Origin of the sequence: Bacillus sp. IS1, assembly GCF_032461585.1 — a bacterium.
Taxonomy (GTDB): Bacteria; Bacillota; Bacilli; order Bacillales; family Bacillaceae; genus Bacillus; species Bacillus velezensis.
The window spans coordinates 1-19,962 of record NZ_JAWCWR010000011.1 but is presented as its reverse complement, the minus strand read 5'-3'; the positions used below and the strand labels follow the sequence as shown (position 1 = coordinate 19,962).

The 19,962-nt window shown below is 41.5% G+C and carries 36 protein-coding genes, 2 tRNA genes and 1 rRNA gene; 4 read left to right on the top strand and 35 right to left on the bottom strand.

The window, feature by feature from the left end; genetic code table 11:
* Nucleotides 1-12: 12 nt before the first annotated feature.
* From RUW00_RS21685 to RUW00_RS21530, 32 genes are all read right to left on the bottom strand, one after another.
* Entirely contained in the window at nt 13-261 is a 249-nt protein-coding gene (locus RUW00_RS21685) for a hypothetical protein (protein WP_069013515.1), read from the bottom strand.
* A 127-nt stretch (nt 262-388) separates the two neighbouring features.
* Nucleotides 389-1,414, bottom strand: coding sequence for a DNA cytosine methyltransferase (locus RUW00_RS21680; RefSeq protein ID WP_069013516.1), 1,026 nt, complete (start codon nt 1,412-1,414; stop codon nt 389-391).
* Between the two features lie 9 nt (nt 1,415-1,423).
* A complete protein-coding gene (locus RUW00_RS21675; protein ID WP_069013517.1) occupies nt 1,424-1,945 on the bottom strand; it encodes a ParB N-terminal domain-containing protein in 522 nt (173 codons plus the stop codon).
* Between the two features lie 129 nt (nt 1,946-2,074).
* Nucleotides 2,075-2,599, bottom strand: coding sequence for a stress response protein YvgO (locus RUW00_RS21670; RefSeq protein WP_233662651.1), 525 nt, complete (start codon nt 2,597-2,599; stop codon nt 2,075-2,077).
* A gap of 375 nt (nt 2,600-2,974) precedes the next feature.
* On the bottom strand, nt 2,975-3,145 hold the full coding sequence (locus RUW00_RS21665; protein WP_175365362.1) for a hypothetical protein: 171 nt from the start codon (nt 3,143-3,145) through the stop codon (nt 2,975-2,977).
* A gap of 496 nt (nt 3,146-3,641) precedes the next feature.
* Nucleotides 3,642-4,028: an ArpU family phage packaging/lysis transcriptional regulator gene (locus RUW00_RS21660; RefSeq protein WP_069013518.1), complete on the bottom strand. Its 387-nt coding sequence runs from the start codon at nt 4,026-4,028 to the stop codon at nt 3,642-3,644.
* 101 nt (nt 4,029-4,129) lie between these two features.
* On the bottom strand, nt 4,130-4,564 hold the full coding sequence (locus tag RUW00_RS21655; protein ID WP_069013519.1) for a hypothetical protein: 435 nt from the start codon (nt 4,562-4,564) through the stop codon (nt 4,130-4,132).
* 13 nt (nt 4,565-4,577) lie between these two features.
* Nucleotides 4,578-4,817, bottom strand: a complete 240-nt coding sequence (locus RUW00_RS21650; RefSeq protein ID WP_069013520.1) for a hypothetical protein — start codon at nt 4,815-4,817, stop codon at nt 4,578-4,580.
* Complete coding sequence (locus RUW00_RS21645) at nt 4,792-5,094, bottom strand: hypothetical protein (protein ID WP_069448502.1); 303 nt, start codon at nt 5,092-5,094, stop codon at nt 4,792-4,794. Before RUW00_RS21645 ends, RUW00_RS21650 begins: the two co-directional genes overlap by 26 nt.
* Nucleotides 5,091-5,375: a hypothetical protein gene (locus RUW00_RS21640; protein ID WP_069013522.1), complete on the bottom strand. Its 285-nt coding sequence runs from the start codon at nt 5,373-5,375 to the stop codon at nt 5,091-5,093. Before RUW00_RS21640 ends, RUW00_RS21645 begins: the two co-directional genes overlap by 4 nt.
* Before the next feature lie 47 nt (nt 5,376-5,422).
* Entirely contained in the window at nt 5,423-5,644 is a 222-nt protein-coding gene (locus tag RUW00_RS21635; protein WP_109566641.1) for a hypothetical protein, read from the bottom strand.
* A 38-nt stretch (nt 5,645-5,682) separates the two neighbouring features.
* Nucleotides 5,683-5,886 carry an XtrA/YqaO family protein gene (locus RUW00_RS21630; RefSeq protein ID WP_069013491.1) on the bottom strand — a complete coding sequence of 68 codons (204 nt, stop codon included), beginning with the start codon at nt 5,884-5,886 and terminating at the stop codon, nt 5,683-5,685.
* Nucleotides 5,887-6,027: 141 nt separating this feature from the next.
* On the bottom strand, nt 6,028-6,234 hold the full coding sequence (locus RUW00_RS21625; RefSeq protein WP_315956767.1) for a hypothetical protein: 207 nt from the start codon (nt 6,232-6,234) through the stop codon (nt 6,028-6,030).
* A complete protein-coding gene (locus tag RUW00_RS21620) occupies nt 6,218-6,478 on the bottom strand; it encodes a DUF3850 domain-containing protein (protein ID WP_109566639.1) in 261 nt (86 codons plus the stop codon). The genes RUW00_RS21625 and RUW00_RS21620 overlap by 17 nt, the downstream gene beginning before the upstream one ends.
* Nucleotides 6,475-6,654 (bottom strand): hypothetical protein, encoded by a 180-nt coding sequence (locus RUW00_RS21615; protein WP_069013494.1) that lies wholly within the window; start codon nt 6,652-6,654, stop codon nt 6,475-6,477. Before RUW00_RS21615 ends, RUW00_RS21620 begins: the two co-directional genes overlap by 4 nt.
* Before the next feature lie 134 nt (nt 6,655-6,788).
* Nucleotides 6,789-7,481, bottom strand: coding sequence for a hypothetical protein (locus tag RUW00_RS21610; RefSeq protein WP_069013495.1), 693 nt, complete (start codon nt 7,479-7,481; stop codon nt 6,789-6,791).
* The gene (locus tag RUW00_RS21605; protein WP_069013496.1) at nt 7,451-7,909 is read right to left on the bottom strand and encodes a RusA family crossover junction endodeoxyribonuclease; all 459 of its coding nucleotides are present in this window, start codon (nt 7,907-7,909) and stop codon (nt 7,451-7,453) included. The genes RUW00_RS21610 and RUW00_RS21605 overlap by 31 nt, the downstream gene beginning before the upstream one ends.
* 96 nt (nt 7,910-8,005) lie before the next feature.
* Complete coding sequence (locus RUW00_RS21600) at nt 8,006-8,188, bottom strand: hypothetical protein (protein ID WP_069013497.1); 183 nt, start codon at nt 8,186-8,188, stop codon at nt 8,006-8,008.
* A 14-nt stretch (nt 8,189-8,202) separates the two neighbouring features.
* Complete coding sequence (gene dnaB, locus RUW00_RS21595) at nt 8,203-9,501, bottom strand: replicative DNA helicase (RefSeq protein WP_069013498.1); 1,299 nt, start codon at nt 9,499-9,501, stop codon at nt 8,203-8,205.
* Nucleotides 9,476-9,757 carry a replicative helicase loader/inhibitor gene (locus RUW00_RS21590; RefSeq protein WP_069013499.1) on the bottom strand — a complete coding sequence of 94 codons (282 nt, stop codon included), beginning with the start codon at nt 9,755-9,757 and terminating at the stop codon, nt 9,476-9,478. The genes dnaB and RUW00_RS21590 overlap by 26 nt, the downstream gene beginning before the upstream one ends.
* Before the next feature lie 5 nt (nt 9,758-9,762).
* Complete coding sequence (locus RUW00_RS21585; protein ID WP_069013500.1) at nt 9,763-10,518, bottom strand: hypothetical protein; 756 nt, start codon at nt 10,516-10,518, stop codon at nt 9,763-9,765.
* A 200-nt stretch (nt 10,519-10,718) separates the two neighbouring features.
* On the bottom strand, nt 10,719-11,420 hold the full coding sequence (locus RUW00_RS21580) for an MBL fold metallo-hydrolase (protein WP_069013501.1): 702 nt from the start codon (nt 11,418-11,420) through the stop codon (nt 10,719-10,721).
* On the bottom strand, nt 11,417-12,157 hold the full coding sequence (gene bet / locus RUW00_RS21575; RefSeq protein ID WP_069013502.1) for a phage recombination protein Bet: 741 nt from the start codon (nt 12,155-12,157) through the stop codon (nt 11,417-11,419). Before bet ends, RUW00_RS21580 begins: the two co-directional genes overlap by 4 nt.
* Entirely contained in the window at nt 12,150-12,401 is a 252-nt protein-coding gene (locus tag RUW00_RS21570; protein ID WP_069013503.1) for a hypothetical protein, read from the bottom strand. Before RUW00_RS21570 ends, bet begins: the two co-directional genes overlap by 8 nt.
* Nucleotides 12,398-14,386 (bottom strand): AAA family ATPase, encoded by a 1,989-nt coding sequence (locus tag RUW00_RS21565; RefSeq protein WP_069448501.1) that lies wholly within the window; start codon nt 14,384-14,386, stop codon nt 12,398-12,400. Before RUW00_RS21565 ends, RUW00_RS21570 begins: the two co-directional genes overlap by 4 nt.
* Complete coding sequence (locus RUW00_RS21560; protein WP_069013505.1) at nt 14,383-14,568, bottom strand: hypothetical protein; 186 nt, start codon at nt 14,566-14,568, stop codon at nt 14,383-14,385. The genes RUW00_RS21565 and RUW00_RS21560 overlap by 4 nt, the downstream gene beginning before the upstream one ends.
* 112 nt (nt 14,569-14,680) lie before the next feature.
* Nucleotides 14,681-14,875 (bottom strand): hypothetical protein, encoded by a 195-nt coding sequence (locus tag RUW00_RS21555; protein WP_069013506.1) that lies wholly within the window; start codon nt 14,873-14,875, stop codon nt 14,681-14,683.
* A 161-nt stretch (nt 14,876-15,036) separates the two neighbouring features.
* Nucleotides 15,037-15,201: a hypothetical protein gene (locus tag RUW00_RS21550; protein WP_164971929.1), complete on the bottom strand. Its 165-nt coding sequence runs from the start codon at nt 15,199-15,201 to the stop codon at nt 15,037-15,039.
* A gap of 14 nt (nt 15,202-15,215) precedes the next feature.
* The gene (locus tag RUW00_RS21545; RefSeq protein ID WP_069013507.1) at nt 15,216-15,479 is read right to left on the bottom strand and encodes a hypothetical protein; all 264 of its coding nucleotides are present in this window, start codon (nt 15,477-15,479) and stop codon (nt 15,216-15,218) included.
* 1 nt (nt 15,480) lies between these two features.
* Complete coding sequence (locus RUW00_RS21540) at nt 15,481-15,747, bottom strand: helix-turn-helix domain-containing protein (protein WP_038455948.1); 267 nt, start codon at nt 15,745-15,747, stop codon at nt 15,481-15,483.
* A gap of 85 nt (nt 15,748-15,832) precedes the next feature.
* A complete protein-coding gene (locus RUW00_RS21535) occupies nt 15,833-16,027 on the bottom strand; it encodes a helix-turn-helix domain-containing protein (protein ID WP_025284108.1) in 195 nt (64 codons plus the stop codon).
* A gap of 67 nt (nt 16,028-16,094) precedes the next feature.
* Complete coding sequence (locus RUW00_RS21530; RefSeq protein ID WP_053285433.1) at nt 16,095-16,328, bottom strand: helix-turn-helix domain-containing protein; 234 nt, start codon at nt 16,326-16,328, stop codon at nt 16,095-16,097.
* A gap of 150 nt (nt 16,329-16,478) precedes the next feature.
* Here RUW00_RS21530 and RUW00_RS21525 point away from each other — a divergent pair, with 150 nt between their 5' ends.
* From RUW00_RS21525 to RUW00_RS21510, 4 genes are all read left to right on the top strand, one after another.
* Nucleotides 16,479-16,814, top strand: coding sequence for a helix-turn-helix domain-containing protein (locus RUW00_RS21525; RefSeq protein ID WP_224994200.1), 336 nt, complete (start codon nt 16,479-16,481; stop codon nt 16,812-16,814).
* Nucleotides 16,815-17,046: 232 nt separating this feature from the next.
* Nucleotides 17,047-17,655, top strand: a complete 609-nt coding sequence (locus RUW00_RS21520; protein ID WP_069013508.1) for a hypothetical protein — start codon at nt 17,047-17,049, stop codon at nt 17,653-17,655.
* A 79-nt stretch (nt 17,656-17,734) separates the two neighbouring features.
* Complete coding sequence (locus RUW00_RS21515) at nt 17,735-18,265, top strand: ImmA/IrrE family metallo-endopeptidase (protein WP_025284104.1); 531 nt, start codon at nt 17,735-17,737, stop codon at nt 18,263-18,265.
* Nucleotides 18,252-19,466, top strand: coding sequence for a site-specific integrase (locus tag RUW00_RS21510; protein ID WP_069013509.1), 1,215 nt, complete (start codon nt 18,252-18,254; stop codon nt 19,464-19,466). The genes RUW00_RS21515 and RUW00_RS21510 overlap by 14 nt, the downstream gene beginning before the upstream one ends.
* Before the next feature lie 177 nt (nt 19,467-19,643).
* Here the strand turns inward: RUW00_RS21510 and RUW00_RS21505 are convergent.
* From RUW00_RS21505 to rrf, 3 genes are all read right to left on the bottom strand, one after another.
* Nucleotides 19,644-19,716: transfer RNA gene (locus RUW00_RS21505), tRNA-Thr, on the bottom strand.
* A 2-nt stretch (nt 19,717-19,718) separates the two neighbouring features.
* Nucleotides 19,719-19,793, bottom strand: a tRNA-Asn gene (locus tag RUW00_RS21500).
* A 46-nt stretch (nt 19,794-19,839) separates the two neighbouring features.
* Nucleotides 19,840-19,955: ribosomal RNA gene (gene rrf, locus RUW00_RS21495) — 5S ribosomal RNA — on the bottom strand.
* Between the last annotated feature and the right edge of the window lie 7 nt (nt 19,956-19,962).

Here is a 19,962-nt window from a genome sequence, read left to right as displayed (position 1 = left end):
TTGAGTTTGTTTTTAAAATTCTTCATCCTTCTGAAGCTGTATATCGAGCTCTATGAGCTTTTTTAGGTCGTCCACAGTGTTTACCTCTATTCGACCGTTTTGAAAGTCTCTGATCCACTGTGCAATGCCTGCACTAACAATTTTCCGATACTTTTCTTTGGATTCACTGATATTTTCAAGAACATCGGTTTTATGTAAAAGCAGAAGCTTTTCCTTCTCTTCATCAGAATAGGAACATATGTTTGTTTTTTCTCTTGTCATGCTCCCCGTCCTCCATTACAATATGAATCAGAGCGTGATTTCCCACAAACGCGGCCGCGTCTGATCACGCTCTCGACAGGGAGCTATCTCTGTTGTGATTGGAGGGTGTTAGCAGCACCCTCTTTTTTTATTTAAACCATTGATTAGAAATCTGTTCCGCAATCCTGTTCATCATGATAGGCGGGACACTCATTCCACAAACATACTGGGTGCTAGCGCCCACGAAATCATAATCCAACGGGAACGACTGCATTAAGATGATATCTCGTTCAGAGATATAGTAAGGTTCATCATAACGTATGAAAACAGAGTTACTAGCCAAAGTAGGCGGCACAAGGCTGTTTTTGACCAAGACAGTATTGAAATTACTTTCTTTCCCCTCTGTTCTCTTCGTTATATCTCCTATAGTGTTATCTGACGGGCGCCGCTTCACCCATCGCCTATATGTTTTAGAGGTCTCTGTCAGCTTTGATCCCCGGCCGCTCCTGAACTCACCATACAAAATAGGTGATTCATTAAAAGATAGATGCAAAGGTGGGAGGTTCAGATCCTTCCGACGGCCAATAAAAAAGACCCGCTCTCTCCGCTGCGGGACTCCCATTGTTGCTGCATTCAACAAAAACACCTGAACGTCATACCCAATTTCCTTTGCTCGTTCAATGACAAGCTTGACATATCCTTTCGCTTTACCGATTATCATTCCTTTTACATTTTCAGCGAGAAACGTTTTAGGCTTCAATCTTTCTACGGCATCCAGGTATTCAAAAAACAAATCGTCCAATGACTGTTTAGCCTGACCTTCCCTGAACGTTTTTTCTTTCCCCCAGGCATCCTCCCGTTCACCAGATATTGAAAATACACTACACGGCGGAGAACCGTCGAACACATCAAGATCAAATAGAGCCTCCGGAAGTTCGCTCAAAGGGATTTTGTTAAATTTTCGTATATCCATTAAGAAAGAATGCTGTGGATTATGATTTTTTCTGTATATCTTCATCATTTGGGGATCGATTTCACAGTTCCCCACAAGCTCAAATCCGGCAAGTTTGTAGCCCATAGATGAGCCGCCGCCGCAGGAGAATGTACTGAATACCTTTAGGCCATTCCGCTCTACAGATTTCAGATCGGAAAGCCTCCACTTGTAACCAATCATATGCTTCACCTACTCATTAAACGAGAATCCGCATTTCGGGCATGTATGCTCAAAATGATCGTCTTCATATTCATCTAAGTCCAGTTCATGGCCATCAGTAATCTTCCCGCCATTCCCCGCATGTTCAGGTAATTCATCCAGAATCTCGTCTAACTCAGAATCTGAAAAGCCAGTAACAAATAAATCAAAATTATTCTCCTGTAGATCTCGCAATACCTGTTCAAGCTTGTGCTCATCCCAATCTCCGCCCGTCTTATTTAAAGCCAGATTTAAGGCTTTCTCTTCTGATTCATTCAGGTTGACTACAGAGACAGTGAGTTCAGCAGGGTTGCTTTCCATATATATTTTAAATCGCTGGTGTCCGCCAACCAGATTACCGGTTCTTTCATTCCATACGAGTGGCTCAACATTGCCAAATCGAGTTATTGAAGCTTTGAGGGAATCATATTCCGGATCTCCGGGCTGCAGGTCAATCCGAGGATTGTATGTAGCGGGGTTTATTTTTTCAACTGATATTGTTTTGATATTCATGATGCTTTCGCCTCCTGGTACAAATAAAAAAGCACCCCGAAGGATGCTTAAGTTATATTCCGCTTGCTTTCAACAAAACATCAAAAAGGTGTGTCACTTCACTTTTCAACCGCATACCTTTTTGATGTTTTACGGTCTATAAAATTTTACATATTTGCCATCTCTGTCAAACCAGCCTCTGAACGCCCAGTTATCCCAGCCGCCATCTCCTTTGTTTGTGAATTCCCCATCTTCAAACACCCAGATCCCGTATACCACTCCATTAAGAACGGCAGATCCATAGAATTTGACGCCTCTGAAGTGATCTTCGTAATTCTGGGCCAAATTAAATACCATGACATTATATTTCTGTCCGGCAGAGTAAAAAGCAGATTCCATCATATTTTTGACAAAACCCGGTCGATTTGCGTTTTGCACAACAGCATTTCGGATTGAATTTGCTATGCCGAGGACGTCAAGATTTACATTGAAATTAACACCAGGGATACCAGTGCTCTCTTTAGCATTAAACTGGTTATGGCTCATTGTTTGTTTAACGGCCGGTGCTGATGAAACAGTGGGTTCAACCTCTTTTTCTTTAGCGTGGGCAAAAGCAGGCAGACTGGAAGCAGCGAGCATCAGAGCGGTGACGGATGTGATTACTTTTTTCTTCAATTCAATTCCCCCTAGAGATTTTTTAATAAGTGTGAGATCCATAGGCCGACAACAGACAACTTATTACTCGTTTCCTGCTTTATACCCCCCTTCTTTATATGAAACCAGTATATAAAGTTTCTTGATTGGAATAATGATGAAAATTTAGTATTTTACGATAAGCAATAAATCATATAAATGGGCAGAAAAGAAATTAGACCACGGGACAAATCGATCGGTCATGTCAATCAATTGAGGCTTATTTAATAAAATTTTTAGTAATTTTTTAACCTTTTCAAGAAAATTTGTAAGAAAATATCACAATTGTTTTCAACGCGGTCAAAAAGACTTATTTTCAACGCTTTAAAGGAGAACGATATAACAAAACGTGAGCCCCTATTGTTTACGGCGAATACGGCCGCCTGTCCGTTTATAGGTGTCGCGCTTCGTTCCCATGATTTCTTCCCAATCCCTTCTCGTCAGAGGTTCATGTGCCTTTGTTGAGGGACTTAACACTTTTTTAAACTGCTGTTTCGTATCAGCAGATAAAACGTCTCTCATCTTCATCTTTCATTTCTCCTTGCCGAATAAGCACCGCCTTACGCTATTCGCTTTTATTTATTTGTGGCCCGTCGATTTTCCCCAGGAGGTAAGCAAAGAAAATGGAGAGCCGATTTAAAAGACTTTCCTTGCAATCGGAATCTCACCGCTTGCGTTCCCCGTGACTATCGCGCGCAATACTGCATAGACTCCAGCCGCTCCTCCTGTGAAGCTAACGGCCTTCATTGTCATTCGATACATCCGAGTGCACGCTTGATACGGGAAAGGTGCGTCTCCCAATCTGCCATAAAAAAGCGGCCACTAATCAGATGCACAAATAGACTCATGCAAAAGATCAGCGTCCGCAGGTTTCTCCTTTTGGGACAGATATTCACGTTCGTTTTCTTCCTGTCTCTATCGTATGACAAACCGCATCTAAAAAAAGTACCCATTTTATCCCCCATTTTGTCGGCTTTTTATCGGGTTTTTGTCGGCTTTTTGTCGCTCATAAAAAAGACAGCCCTCAGATTATTCCGAGCGCTGTCGCGATATTGTAGATGGCCTGTCTTTTCACCTGATAAAACTTATCTCTTTTCAGGCCGAGCTCAATCATAATTTCTAAATCCTTTATTTTTCTTGGAGACAAATATTTCTTTTCAAGAATACTGCGTTCATCTTGATCAAGGCAGTTTTCTAGCGCCCTATTCATCTGCTTGACCTTCAGCTCATTATAATCAGTGTTTTTTCGTAACTGCGGAAACAGCCCGATGATTCCCTTTTCCTTTTGCTCTTGTCTATTTTCCGCTTGGGTTTTTAATGATCTATACGTTTTGAGCTCTTTAATGACGATGTTACGTACTTCTTTTTCATTTACTTCTGGAATGAATGACAATTGTTTGACTGCTTGCACTCTGTTCCCTCCTTAAAGTAATAGTGCGGGCATCAAACGCACAGCCTTATGCCGAATGTCTGATGTCCGCAATTGCTCATTTTATTCGATAACGAAATGAATCACTTGACGTAAAATTTTGCTGATTCAAAGGTTCCGATATGGTTCCGCTTGCCGGAATCAGAATAGCAGTCCAGTTGGATGACATAGGTTCCTTTCCCGGTCTTATTCCGAATTGTTTTCACGTTGAATGATTTCAGAGGCGTTGCAGTTTTGAAGCTGCCCCGCTGCACTAAATTCGTATCAGTCAGCCCGCCGCCGCTACGCTTCTTGTACACGCCGGCCGTGTAATAAAGTGTCCTTGAGCCTTTTTTCTCGGCTTTCCAGTCCACCGTGGAGGCACCGGCCGTGTAAGTCGCGGCATCCGTAAACACCCGGCCGCTGTACCCGGATTCATTTTGCCAACCGGACCATGCGGCGGAAGCAGACGGCGCAATGGCCGTGGCTCCTGTAAGTAATACTGCTGATAGCATGATTGATTTGAATAGTTTTTTCATCATTGTTCCTCCTTCATATTTGAGCTTTTTTCTCCAATACGCAAACCATGAGGCACGGCACTACCGATGTAAACCTCTCAACTTCATCACCATTTAAAGCCTTTGTTATCAAGTCGACATTTTCCCTCTGTTGACTCGGCGCAAGGATAATGGTTTCCACTTGATATTTTTCCTTTTCGTAGCGAGTCATTTTAGACCAAGCGGCCGTTAGATTGTTATATTGCGAATCACCTTTTTGATAGACACGAATCATTCCGCACCCACCTCTCGACATAAGTCAGCCCGTCAGGCTGCAAAACACATCCAAAATACGGAAGTCTCTCCGCACCTGTCAGCTTATTAACTTCGGGATCGTATTTCCCCAATTCATCAAGATCCTGAATAAATTTCAAAAAAGACGGATCAAATTTTTGTATTTCCCTCGCCAACAAAGCGTCACGATAGCCCCAAATCGTCGCGCCATTCTCACAGGCTTTCATTAAATTAATGTGTTTTTGCTCCATTTTCACTTCCGAAAGGTCTTTACTCATTCCGCATCCCCCTTCAATTCATGTTGGGCAACCGTTATAGTGAATTGCATATTCTTAATAGTTTGCTGTAAAGCCTTCTTGTATCTGCTTCTTTCCCCGCTTAGATGCTGAATGTCCTTTTGAGCCTGCCGGAATTGATTGACCGCAATGTCCTGCTGGCGTTGGTGTTCCTCAATGATAGCCCGCTGTTTATCAGCCAGTTCAGCTTGTTCAAGAAGCCATCCTATTTCCTTTTGTGGGATGTAAGTAAGCTGTTTTAACCGTTCAACTCTCTCACTCATTTTCGTTTCCTCCCCCGCAGGGAATGCCCCTGCTATTTGATTTGGAATCAAAACAAACTCATTTGATGCCATTCATTCGGTTCAGGCACTTCACTCTGACCGGCATCAGTTATCCGGAATAGTTTCTTTTGATAGGCTCCGCAATGGGCGTTTACATTGTTAAATTTTGATACGTAGAAATGACTTTCTCCTAAAGGAAAGAGGAAATACTCTTTTCCTTTTTCAAGCGGTGTAATGTCTGCGCTGAGACATTCTCCCTTCATGACCATAAAAATCCCTCCAAAAAAGGAGGGGGTTCCCCTCCGTGTTACGGCAAAAAGCCATAATCGTAATTTAGCTTTGTGTGCTTGCTATTGGCTGTCTGTATGATGGTCTTTCCATATTCCGGTGTATCTACAAGATAGGCTGACCCGCTTGAGCCATCCAAGATGATCAGCTTCGTTTTTTGGTCTTCCATTAAGTCCTTAACGGAAAGTTGATGTAGATTTTCAATTTTTTCAGGTCTGTTCATATTGCAGCACTCCCCGTGTTATAATTAATTGTCGAGATTAACTAAAACCGGGGCCTTGTGCTACGGTTTTTTATGTTATACGGGCACGGCGTTTGTATTTCAGTTCAGACAATTCCCGAAACCATTCTTCATCTCCCATAATCAAGGAAAAAAATCAATCATTGTATCAAGGTCTTCGGCATGCAGCGTGTCATCCATCTTCTCCACTACCCGGATTGAAGCTTTTATTTTTTCTCCATCTACAAGGCGGATAATAACTGCTTTTCCCAGCATCTCCTCTACATATCCCTTTACGACGATCCCGTTACCTTTTGCGCTCACCCAATCGCCTTTAAATATTTCGATCATCATCTTCTCTCACTTTCTTTTGAATACCAAGAACGACATAGCCGGGCTTTTGTTCAAAGTCAGTAATGAATGTCACATGTACGTCAATTGAGCGGCCAGTGTATCCATCCTGCCATTCATTCAGGGAAAGGGTATCCCCTTCCTTAAACCCTCTATCATCGTGCCTAATTTCAAAGGTTTTTCGGCCATCCTTCAGCGCTATAAAATATTCCGGTAAGATTTTCAGATGATGTCTTACGCTCATATATCATCACCGTCCTCATTATCTTCTTCTTCCCAAGCCATCTTGAAAGCAGTTTCTAAAAACCATAGTTGTTTTTCTAATTGCTCATCTGTCATCGCGGAAAGATCAGGACCATGGCCAGGAACCATGCGGAAATCACTCAATTTTTCTAAGAGCTTTTTTCTCTTCTCTGTCATCTTCTTACCCTCCATCCATTCCGGATCCGGCTCACCAGCTCGTATTTCTTTAAAGGTTCATAGAGGTGGACAGCTTGTCCATCCTCTATGCGAAACAGCAGATACCAACGCGGCTGCTTTTTCCTTCTCCCCATTTATGCCGCTCCGTGTTCGTCCTCGTCCTTATTCTCATCCTCTTTTTCATCCTCGGTTGACGGCTCGGGGTTATCAGCTTCATCAAGAGGAACACGCGGCGCCTGCTTTTCCATCGGCTCTGCCTCCGCTTCCTGATCCTGCTTCCAGTCCCACCAGGCTTGAGCATACGGTGCAACTTCTTTTCTGTACTCGTTGATGAGGTCTATAAGGTTCTCTTCATACATTACATAATCATTTGCAATCCTCTGGTATGATTCACCCTCTATGCGCCGCTTGGCCATTTCAGTAATGTATACAGGGAATCCATCGAGGATCGGGGCCATGTCTTCAGTAATGAAGGAGTCAACAATCTTCCTCTCGATTTCCTTTGGCTTTTCTTCGATTTTCGGCTTTTCTTCAGGGAGTCCAAGATTCGCCTCAAGTTGTTCTGGTTCCGGATCCGCTACCTTGACAATTCCATCAGAGCCAACCGTGTAATTGATAATCGGGCGATCGGTGTGCGCGTTGACTTGTACATTAAACTGTACAACCTCGCTCTCCAGCTGCGCCTGAACGTCCTTGTCAATCATCTCGGCTAAATTTTGAATGCCGCTTCCCACCTCTTTAGTTGGGACCTCCAGAACGACCTCGGTAATTCCTTTGGGTTTGTGGTTCACCTTTTTTACGATTCCTTTGAAGTCAACGAAAGACATAATTGTTCCTCCTCTTGTGATAGTGGTTTTACTAGAATTTCAATTCTTGGGTTTTGGCTGTAATACTTACTGACATGGAGGTCTACAATTTGACTGTCATCATGCCAGAGGACTTTATTTAAACCGTCTTTAATGCCCTTTATATAATTGTCCACATCAGGCTTTTTGCTGGGTCTTAGTAATCCTTGTTCAGCTTCAGCCGCTTTTTTCTTACTGAAACTCTTCAAGGTAGATTTATAGACCTTGACTCTTAACTCAAGCGGGCCCGTCAGCAAGGAACTTGGCCGATGATCTGAGGCGGCGAGTTTAACATATTGCTTAAAATCCCTTGATTTCTTTGGGTCATATAACCTGGTCATGCCGTTAATTGTGGTTGCCCTGGGGCGCCCCTGCGCAACTGGCTCCCCGTAAATAGTAAATTGGATCATGCTGTTACCTCCCGTCATCCTGAATCCACTGCTGTATGATCATTTCCTGCTGTTCGCCTTCCTTTACCGCGTAAATGAGTGCCAGGACGGTGTACATCAGCAGGATTCCTCCTCTTCGGATAGCTTTCGGCCAAACTGGCATTTTACTTGAATTGTGAGGTTCTCCAGATTGAATAGCGTCAAATGGCTCAAGTCCGCTCCTTTTTCAATGGAATAGCCATACCGAATCAATTCATTGATTAGAAATTCTCTCCGCTTCTCCACTTCATTATTTGGCATAAAACCGCTCCTTTTTAACCCACAAGGGCTTCCATTTGTCTATCAAGGTTTAAGAATCGTCCGTACTCTTTAATAAAGGCAGCTATGACAGTGCCGACGGATCCGTTTCTTTGTTTTGCAAAAATGATTTCCACTACGTTTTTCAGATCGCTTTGTTTATCGTAATAGTCATCCCTATAGAGAAAACTAACGATATCGGCGTCCTGCTCAATGCTTCCTGAATCTCGAAGGTCAGACATCATCGGCCGCTTATCTTGCCGCTGCTCAACTCCGCGAGAAAGCTGAGAAAGAAGAATGATTGGCACATTGAAGGTCCGGGCTATGTTCTTCAATTCGCCCGTTATGCTTGCGACCTCTAAGTTTTTCGTTTCAAATTTGCCGATAGGTCGGATTAATTGAAGATAGTCAATCACAACCAAATGCTTTTTGTCCGGGTGGTCCTTTTTGGTCTTCCGAATGGCAGAACGAATATCAGCCACTGACTGTGACGGCTTATCATGAATATTAATGTCTAATTTTTCATATTCACCGATGGCCCGATTCGCATTTTCATAGTCTTTTTCACTGAAATACTTGTGCGGATTTCTCCATTTTGTACCTTCGATTGAACCCAAATTGCTGAGCATCCGGTTTACGAGTTGACGGTCGGGCATCTCCAATGAAAAAACATCGACAACCCCACCCGTAAGGGCAGCCTTGAGACCCAAGTTTAAAGCGAAAGCAGTCTTCCCCATGGAAGGCCGGGCGGCAATGATTATTAAATCGCTGTCCTGCCAACCGCCGGTCATTGCATCTAAATCGGCCAAACCGGTTTCCACTCCTGTTATTTCACCTTTCTCTTGGTACATGTCGTTGTAAATCTCGGTTAAAACATCCATCTTTGTTCGTTTATTTGTAACACCGATCTCCTGCAGCTCCACGGTCTTCTGATAAACCTGCAAAATCCCCTCATCGCTTGGATTATTCGCAAAATCAAGAGCGGTCTTTTGCATATCACGTAGTTTAAAAGCTTCGTAGATTAATGTTTGATAGGTCTCGAAGTTAATAACAGATGGAACAGCATTGGCTAAATCAACAAGATAGCTGGTGCCGCCGATCGCTTCGACGGTTTCTCCCAACTCTGTAACTACTGTGACCATTTCAACAGGCTGGCCGGAAGCATCTACATTTCGCATAGCCTTAAATATCCGTTTATGCCGCTCGTCTGCGAAGTGTTTCGGATCCAAGGTGGTTTCCTTAATCAATTCATTTTCAACAAGGATACAGCCCAATAGGCTCTCTTCTGCTTCAAGGTTTTTTAGCATGTTTTGCATTCCGTTCCCACTCTTTCTGTTGCTCTAAAAACTCGTTTTTCGCTGGTTGTTTGACTTTAATTTCTGAGATAGTCGGAGGAAATGGCTTATTAGCAATATGCTCATTGACTTTGTCATAAACAGGTTTGTATGGCATTTCAGTCAGATGCTCCATCCATAATCCGATCCGCTCCATACCCACATCACCTGTTAAATCAAAGCGGGTATACGCGGCGGAGAGTCGCCTTAGAATTTTCATTGCTTCTTCTTTTTTCAATTTGATCACCCCATCGAAATGCCGTTTTCTTTGGCATATGCTTCAAGTGCGGCAAAACTCTCCTCTTGTTTTGATCCGCGCGGCCGGAACTCCGAAACGTTTGTTTTTGGAGGTGGATTCTGTTTAGCGTGCCACCTGTCTAAAATACCTTGCTCACAGTAAGTAAAGGATTTGATACCGTCTGCTCGATGCTTAGGAACGTAACGATCAAATATTTCATCTATCCAAGCCAGGACATCCTCAATTGGAATTTTTTGATCAAGGATTCTGTTTATGGCAGCCACATCATATGGTGTTGTAAACATGCCGCCCTTTCGGGACAGGTACTTTTCCTCGATTTTTTGGAAAGGAGTCAGTTTTTCATCACTTGGTTGGGATATTTGCCGCCTTTCTGAAAAGCTCTCTTCATTTACGATTCTTTCAGAGCCTTGAAATTTCGAATAGTTCACAATGGTCCAGAGCATTCCGTATTCCGTTTCCTCTGCAGCAATCATGCCTTTTGCTTGAAGCCTTTCAGCTGCAGCCTTAATTGCCGCTCTTGTAAATCTGGTTAACCCTCGTCCCTTTTTTACTGCTAAATCATCACATAGTTTTGAATACGAGCGGATATATTGTCCTTTCTTCAATTCATAATCATTTATTTTCATACCGTCCTGATAAGCTGCTTTAGCCATTAAGAAAGTAAATAGCCTAAAGCCCACATTATCTGTAAAGATCTCATGATCGACGACTGACTTGTATAATTTCACCCAGCCTGACAAGAGCCTTCCTCCTCTCCAAAGAGTTTATTTTCTTCTACAAAGAGCGTAAGTGCCTTTAATAGCCACATATTCAAGGCTCGGCTCATACTTGCTCATAAATGTCTTAATATAATTCTCAAGCACCGCTTTTCTCATATGCGGAGCGGAAGTCTGTGCCAAAAACACATAACAATAAGGATACGTAGTTTTTATCAGTTCACTCACGGGATATAGACAACCTTTCCTGTCAATTTCATGATGTCTTCTTTAAAGATCTTTTCGTCGCTGTTTGATTCTGAAAGATGAAGCAGCCATATCTCCTGTACTTTGCTTAAATCATTGGCCATTAAAAATTTCTTGACGTTTTCTAAACTAAAATGAGATTGTAAAAGCCGCTTTTTCATGGCGGGAGCGGTAATGCCGCTCTCAATATTTTCATTCAATATCTTCTCTGAGTAATTGCATTCCACCATGACATGAGTGAGACCAGGGAACCTATAGCGTATATAATAGGTATCAGTGGCGAAAAGCAGTTTATCCCCGGCGTCATTCGCCAATAGGAAGCCATACGGCTCCGCTACATCGTGTTGCACGTCAAAGGGCATAATAGACCAGGAACCAACCTTAAACGGCTGTTTTACGGGCACAGGCTTAATTCTGTTATGAGTGAGGCCAATTGCTCCGGCCGTCCCAGGAGACATATAACAATCAATGCCGGCGTTCAGAACATCCTTAATAGCCTTGCAGTGGTCCCCATGTTCATGAGAGACAAGGCAGCCAGCGAATTGAGACATTCTAAACTGAAAGCCCTTTTGCATTTGTTTAAAGCTGATACCACATTCCAACAGAAGCGGGGTCTTACCATCGGTAACCCGATAGCAATTCCCCTTACTGCTCGATGACAGGGCTGTAATTTCAATCAAAAGTCTGGTCCGTTCCCTTCAAAGACTGAAGGCTTCTCATCTTTTTTTGTTGGTTGCGGCTCCGGCTGTTCTGTTTGTGGATCCGGAATTGGTTCGATATCGATAACCTCTGTATTCGCGTTTTCATTTACCTCACGGCGCACCCGTTCTTCAGCAGGTATATCATCGTTAGCCTGCTCCTCTTCCTCTGTGTATAGATTTCCTAAACTATTAGGGAAGGCTTCACGCAGGGCATTTACTATTGCTGTTTTTCGAATCATATTTAAGGGCATTGTCTTCCAAGTGGATTGTCCTTTGCTGAATTCATCCAGGCTTATACGCACGCAAATTGGTTGCTGCCTATCCGCACGGTAAACGTCAGCCCACCCTCCAATTAGATTATCTTTTGGAAGTTTGATTGCGCCCTCTAGTTCAACCATATCCCCTTCACGTTCAACGATAATTCCAGCTTTAAACCCCTGAAATTGCTCGTTATTCTCTGCACGCTTCATAAATGCTTCTTTACCGACAATCATTTGAGCCGGTGAGCCTTTAAATTTCACAAGGTACGCCTCATTTAAAAACGGATTAAGTTTTTGATACTTACAAAGGTTTATAAACATTGCTGCTTCTTGATCAGTTACGTCAGAGTTTCCGCGAACTAAAAAGTTTTTAACTGTTTTTCCCGTGAGCTTTACAGATTCACCATTTACTGAAAACTCAACTTGTTTTGTCATTAATTCTGTGGTTTCACTCATTTGAATCCTCCTCATCCTCGTACACAAATTTCACCTTTTTTCCCTTATGCTCAATTAGAAAGTTTTTAAGCAGCTCAGCGAAGTCGGAGGGTCCGACTAAATCTCTTTCTAAAATCGCATCTTCTGGACATTCAGAAAGCGGACCCACATGCATAATCTCTTCCGAATTTATACGCAAGGTTTCACGGCGTAGATCTTCCCAACCTTTCCCCGTAACTACTGTTACTGTGACAATTTCACTCATGCACTTACCTCACAATCCACTGGAATGAGCGAACTATCTTCCAATTCAATCCGCAGCTGCTTGTCTTTTTCAGAGACAATCAGACTGAGAATCTGTGAATTTGTGTCGATCAATTTAGTCACTGCTTCAGAGTTATCTACGAAGATTGGAGCAGAAATGCCGTAATGCTCATTAAGGGTATTAATGATGTCCAGTCCAACATTTATGCGGGCGGCGTTGTTTAAGCCGGAAGAGTACGGAATGCCCTCATATAGCGTTTCACACGTCTCTTCAAGACCTCCATTGATCTGACTCTTAAAAAGCTTGAAGCGGGCAAATTTGAATTTGTTGTTTATTTGTTCTTCCAGGAGATCTACCTTTGTACGAACAAATTCCTCAGTCAAATAGAGTTGATGCTGAAGCCCTTCATACTCCTCGGCTAAGCCCTTCTGTTCCTCTTCAAGCTGCATGATCCGCTTGTTCACTTTTTTAGAATGCGAAATTTTCGCCAAATCTTTTTGAAGCAGCAGCATCTCCTGTTTTTTGCCGTTAATATCATCTTTGATCAATTGAATTGCTTCGTTCTTTGATGACTCCAATTGCTCAATCTGTTTACGGATGCTATCAATCTCTGATTGTTTGTTTTTGTAAGCAACATCCGTGGTGATATCTGACATGTTGCTCTCGGCCGCCTTGATTTCAGTATCAAGTTGTGACCATTCCTCACTTTTGCTCTCATAATCCTTCTGCAGTTTTTGAGCCACTGACTCTATTTCTGCGATTATGCCTTCTGATCTCCTTAGCTCTTCGCTACGCGATTTACCCCGCTCATTGATTTTTTCTAATTCACTGCTTTTGTGAGAATTGAAATTCTCTTTCGCTTGCTCAACCTGTTCCGGCGGTAATGCCTGGCCGCATGTAGGGCATTCAGTTTGATGCTGATCAAACGTTTCCTCATTCTTATCAAGCCAACTCTGGCGCAGCGACTGGATTTCCGCAGTTAATCTTTCCTGGTTGTCTTTTTCAAGCGACAGCTGACGGGTATTCGATTTAATCTCCAGAGAAATTTCCTCCAGCTTATTTTTTACCGAGAACAGTTTTTCTTTCAGTGCCCTGATATTGCTGTATTCTTTCTCCTGATGAGCGTTTTTCATTTCCTGAAGCTCGTTCTCTATATGCAGGATGGCATTTCTCTTTTCCGATACCGCCTCTCCGTTTCGAGCGGATTGCAGCTGATCCTCCAACAAATCGATGTCATTTTGAAGACAATTGATTTCGTCGTTTAATTCCTGTTCATTTAGGTCAGTTATATCCTCGACCGACCGGAGGGCTTCATCAATCCTGACAGGAATCGCCTTCAACTCTTTATTTATCTCCGCTTGTTTGGCCGCGATTACTTTTCTGTGATCCTCAATTGATCGTTTGTTTAAGATACTCTCTAAAGCCTTTACGGATGGATTCGCTTGAAAAACTTCTTCTTGCGTAATGTCACCGCAAATTTCAAGAAGAATCTTTCGTCTGTCCTGCCATTTCATTTGTTCATTGAAAAATGATGGAGAAGTGACAAGGCGGAAAATATCTTCCGAAATGATTCCATTTACACGATCATTGAACTCTTTTTTCTTTGCCGGCACACCATCGATAAAATAATCTGTGGTATGGCCAGAAAATACAGCCTGACTGCTGCCGCGCTTTCTCGTCCATTTCTCGGAATAAACTTTTTTAAGAGTGAGATGACTACCGTCAATAACGAAAACGCCTGTTACCTCATGATTCAATCCAGATACCGGTTCATTTTCTTTTGTCAGTGTTTTAATTTGAAAATCCTTTTTGTTTTGACTGTCTTTGTCAAACAGCAGCCAAATAAAGGCATCAAATAAAGTTGTTTTACCGGTGGCATTATCTCCGTACACCTTGACATTCTCACCTCGAGTATCAAGGGTGAATTGCTTAACGCCCTTGAAATTCAGCAGCTCCAACTTCAATAGCTTCATTTCCTTTTTCATTTGCCCCCACGTCCTTCCGCTCTTTGTTTAAGAGCGAGATATTCCTCACGAGCAGCGGCAGTAGGAAAACGAAAAGCCACATTGCCTTTAATATCAAAAGAGATAGATCCGCCGGCAGATGCCAGGTTGACCTGATCGCGATAATTCTCGCTAAATGGTTCAGTGTAAAAAACTTCATTCATTTGTCAAAGACCTCCAATATTTGATTTTTGGAAGGTGATAAAGTAAACTTGTTAGTACCAAAGATTGCAACACCTTCCGAAGCTCACTCTGGACAGTGAGCTTTTTTAATGCTTAAAATTTGTGTTTTGCCAATGATGCTGAAATATCATCAGATATTTTGTTCAATGTATTCTGCAGAACGTTAACATCTTTACTCTCTGCCAATAGAGATGCCATTGTCTTCACAATTGACATATCAGCCCGGAGCTCACCGATAATTTTTGTTGCCGCAACCAAGTCCTCCACAGCGTCAAACGTATTACCCAATTTACTCACACTCCTTCCTGATGCTTGCGCCCATCGTCAGACCAAAGAAAGAGACAATGTGAAGGGCGTTGGGGGGATAAGCGCCTCTCCCCCTGGCCTGACGACAAGAACAAACTTGCCGTGCTCTCAAAAGAGCGGTATAATAGATACGAACATTTGTTTTATGCAGTGAGCGTGCCGGCTTGCTGCTTTTTTATTTTCTCGATGTCTTCTTTTGCTTGGGCATTTGCCATAAGAATAAGAGCCGGATTTCTCTTTACTTCCCGACAATGTTTAACAACCTCAGAAGCTTTCATCAAACGGCTTGCAGATAATACAAATGACATTTAAATCAATCCTTTCATTTTTTTAATGATTCCGGATACTGGACAGATACTATCTTTGATGATGCCTTCAATTTCTCCACTCGTTCGGCAGTCTGATATCGTTTGATCTGAATCAACGAGCGCAACACATCTTTATGTGCCTCAACAGCTTTAGCTGTGTCTCCTGTTTTTAATGCTTCCATGATTCTTGTATGCAATGTTTCAATGCAGATCATTTCCAGTGTTATTCCACTATGATGAATGCCCGCATAGACTGGCTTTTCCATTTCGTTTTTCATTTCAACCTCCAAATAGAGTCATGATGTTTTGGATGCTTTGAGCGACTGCGCTCGGATCAATGCCGCATAACGTTGCAATCATTGCCTCCTTTGCATTTGTCGCTTCCATCCATCGTACGTATGTAGGAACATCTAAAGATTTTTTGTCGTTCTCAAATTTTGATATACAGCTGCGGGATCGGTGTAGTAATTCAGCTAGATGTTCTTGTGAAAGACCCGCCCGCTCCCGCGTACTTCGAAGTAGTGCCCCTAATTTCAACTTGTTCACCCCCCCTCAATGTTCCAAATCGGAACATGTTCTGAAACAGAACAGATTTGTGTCGGAGCATGTTGTACTCTTAGGTGGAAGAAATCTACATTTCAATAGAAAGCACGCTGTTTTCTTCCTGTTCTTTTATCCATGCATTGAGTGAATCAACCCTAAAGAAAATCTTCCTCCCCACCCTAAAATGAGGAATTTGGTTGTTTCTTACCATGCTATAAATGGTTTCTTTATGAACCCCCAAAAAAGCAGCTGTTTCTTGAGGGCTTAATGCTGTTCGTTGCAAAATTTCACACCTCACCATTAATCATTATTTTTAGGGATTAACGGTTCATTTCTCATTACGAAATCCCTTAAGCACTACTTGTTTCTAAATCAGAAACGTTTTCCGCAAAAAAATCTGTTATTTTGCATTGTAAATGGTGTGCTAAGATCGGCAATTGTTCAGCTTTAAAAGCGTATAGGCCTTGCTCATATTTCAAATAACTTGAGCCAGTTTTGAAACCTAATTTTGTCGCCATATATTGCAGAGAGATTTTTAATTCTTTTCGTCTATTCTTGATGAAAATTAAATTAAGCTGCTGCATTTCTTCACTCCTTTCGTTTCTGTTTCAGAAACACTGTAATCACATAATACATTTCTAAAACAGAAATGTCAACGATTTTTGTTTACAATTTAGAAACTTTTTTTGTTTCCATATCGGAAACGTGATATCATTTGTCTTACTTGGAAAGTGGTGAAAACATTGAATATAGGTGATCGGATCGTTTTATTAAGAGAAAGAAAAGGCTGGTCCCAAAGGGAGTTGGCTCGCCGTGTAAACCTAAATTATGCTGTTATGAACCGTATAGAAAAAGGTACTCGCCCTATTACTGATTCAGAAATTATTAGTTTATCTAAAGTATTGGATGTCTCTACAGACTACCTTCTAAAAGGTGACTCCCATGACTCAAAGATAGATGAACTCTTAAATGACCCTGAAACTTTAATTGCTGGCCGTGACGGAAAAATCACCAAGGAACAAGCGAAAGAGCTTTTAGAGTATCTTCTCAAAAAAGGGTTCGATGAATAGCAGACAATCATTCTCCACTTCTTAATTCTTAACTTCTTAATTCTTCTTTTGGTAAAACATTTGTTTAGCATTTGTTTAACAAAAAGAAAATTAAGTGTTAAATTAAAAATTTTCATCCCCATGAAAACATAGAATTACCAAGGTTTTGCGGTAAGCGTGTACTGTAAAATAAACTGTTCACGAATAAGTAAATTGATTGAGATATAAAGAAAATCAAAAGGGGGACAAAAAATTGTTTAAGAGGTTGGGGACTTTACTATTGATTGCTTCGCTCGTGTTACTCACAGCCTGCAAAAATAGTGAAGAGTCTTCTTCTTCATCTTCCGGGAACAAAAACAGTGTTCCTGATAATAGCCCGTCGGAGAGTCAGGATATTTCCGAAAACGGGCCCAACGAAGTTGGAGATGTATATGAAATTGATGGTGGAACAGCAAAAGTAACGGCCATAAGCAATAAAGAAACCACAGCTAAATCTGGCCCTATGCAACTTACTGTGAAAAGAGTAATTGCAGCGGTGGCTAATGAGAAAACGCCTTTTATTGAACTTGAACTGGAAGCGAAGAATACATCTGATGGAGTAGTGAATTTCACTCCAGATAGTATAAAACTTGCTACAAGCACCGGAGTACAAGTTGAGGAACCTTCTCTTGATGAAAGTGACGACCTTCTCGGAGAGTATATTGGGAAAGTAAAAGACAGTGGATCTGTTTTTTATATCTTTCAAAATGAAGAGGATATAGAAAATCTAGATTCAATTCGTCTAAGGGTTGCATCTCCAAGCGATGAGAATGCTACAGCATTAGGGGATAAGATGGATATAAAGATTAACTTAGAGCATTAAAATGAGCCTGCTTTTTCAGGCTTTTCTTTTAAACAATAAAACCGAACATAGGTTTGTAGTTACTGCAGGAGGATTTATTTTGTTTCAATTATCATTACTTGAAGAAAGAATTAGATCTATTTATTCCGGTATAGGAATTACTGAGCCAGGAGCTGGAGACTTAGAAAAAATCGCAGAACGATTAAAGATATTAATTTACTACAAAAATGAAAAGAGTGTAGCTGTGAAATTACTGGGGATGGCTTGTATTATCCTTGATTCACGTATGTCTAAAAAGAAGCAATGGGAAGATTTTTGCCATGAACTCTGCCATCACATTAATCATGTCGGTGTTCAATACAAGATCCCTTCCCTATTTAGAGAGCTGCAGGAGAATCAGGCAAATGCTTTTATGTATCACTTCGCAGTTCCCACTTTTATGTTGAAGAATCTCGTTCTACCGGCCACCAAACGAGAGGCAATAACCTACATATCCAACTTATTTCAAGTTACGTATCCATTCGCAGAGACACGCCTGGATATGTATCTCCGCAAACTATTCAGTTTTAAATATCATGCTTTCTTAACTCAAAGATTAGAAAAGGAGAAGTTTGTCTATGCCGAGTATTGAGAAAAGAGGAGAAAAATCGTACCGTCTCATTGTGGAGGTAGGGACTAAAGGAAAAAGAAAAAAAGAAAAAAAGTCCATTAGGATTGAAGATGAAAAATTATTAAAATCACCAAAAAAACTTAGGACTTTTTTAGAAAGTGAATGGTATAAATTCAAGGCTGAAATTGAAGCCGGCACTTATATAAAGCCCCAAAAGAGAACATTCAATATGTTTGTAGATGACTGGGAAAACAAATATGCAATGAGTCACCTAGACGGGAAAACAATTGAAACCTATAACTATATAATGAGTAAAGAAATTAGGCCATGGTTTGGTGATATGCATTTAGAAGATATTCAGCCAATCCATATTCTGAATTTTTTAGATGACTACAAAAAGAGTAATGAAAATATCTCATCTTCAAGTATTCATGCCCGGTATCGAATTATAAGAGACATATTGGGAAGAGCTGCTGAGTGGAAGATAATTGGTGAAAATCCGGCTTTAAATGTTAAGCGGCCAAAACAAGAATATAAAGAATATGAAATATATACAGAAGAAGAAATCAATCATATTTTTCATCTACTTGATGAATATGCTCCTCTGAGAAATCGGGTATTTATCAAATTTGCAATTACTGGAGGGTTTCGCAGAGGCGAGTTATTAGCCATAGATGAATCTGACCTATTCTTTGACACGAATCAGGTTAGAATTGATGAGTCATTGCAATATACAAAGAAACACGGATATAGATTTAAGGCCCCAAAAAATAAGTCATCTAGGACGATTACATTGCCGGCCTCTGTTATGCAGGAAGCTTATATTTTATTAAAGGAGATAAAGAAAAACAGACTTCTATTAGGTGAGTTGTGGGTTGGATGGAAAGAAGACAAAAATAAACTCATGTTGTTTGGAGCGGATAACGGGAAGCCACAGTATCCCACATCTCCAAATACCTGGTGGCAGAAATTCACTAAAAGACATAACATAAAGCCGGGACGGCTGCATGACTTGCGGCATACACATGCAACCATGTTAGTTAACCAGCTTGGTACAGTACCTGGTTTAAATATAAAAGATATCTCTGAGAGACTTGGTCATTCAAATATACAAACAACTTTAAACACATATACTCACAGTAATAGACAGGCAGACGCATTGGTGGCAGATGCGATCGGAAATATGATTTACTCAGAAAATATAAAAACTGGGACAAGTTAAAAGGCCGATTTGATAATCCGTCCCCCACTCGTCCCCAGCCTAAAAATATAAAAACTAGGACAAGATAATAGGTGCGATTTGATAATTCGTCCCCAATTCGTCCCCAACCTAATTTTAGACAAAAAAATAACAGTTCCATAACGCGCGGAAACTGCTTCAGATCAACGTATTTAGATAAGCTTCCAAGCGGGCTCGAACCGCTGACCTCTTCCTTACCATGGAAGTGCTCTACCTGCTGAGCTATGGAAGCAATGGCTCCGCAGGTAGGACTCGAACCTACGACCGATCGGTTAACAGCCGATAGCTCTACCACTGAGCTACTGCGGAATATTATAAGCTTCATAAACAAAAACATGGTAGATAAAATAAAAAAGCTTGGCGGCGTCCTACTCTCACAGGGGGAAACCCCCGACTACCATCGGCGCTGAAGAGCTTAACTTCCGTGTTCGGCATGGGAACGGGTGTGACCTCTTCGCTATCGCCACCAAACCATTGA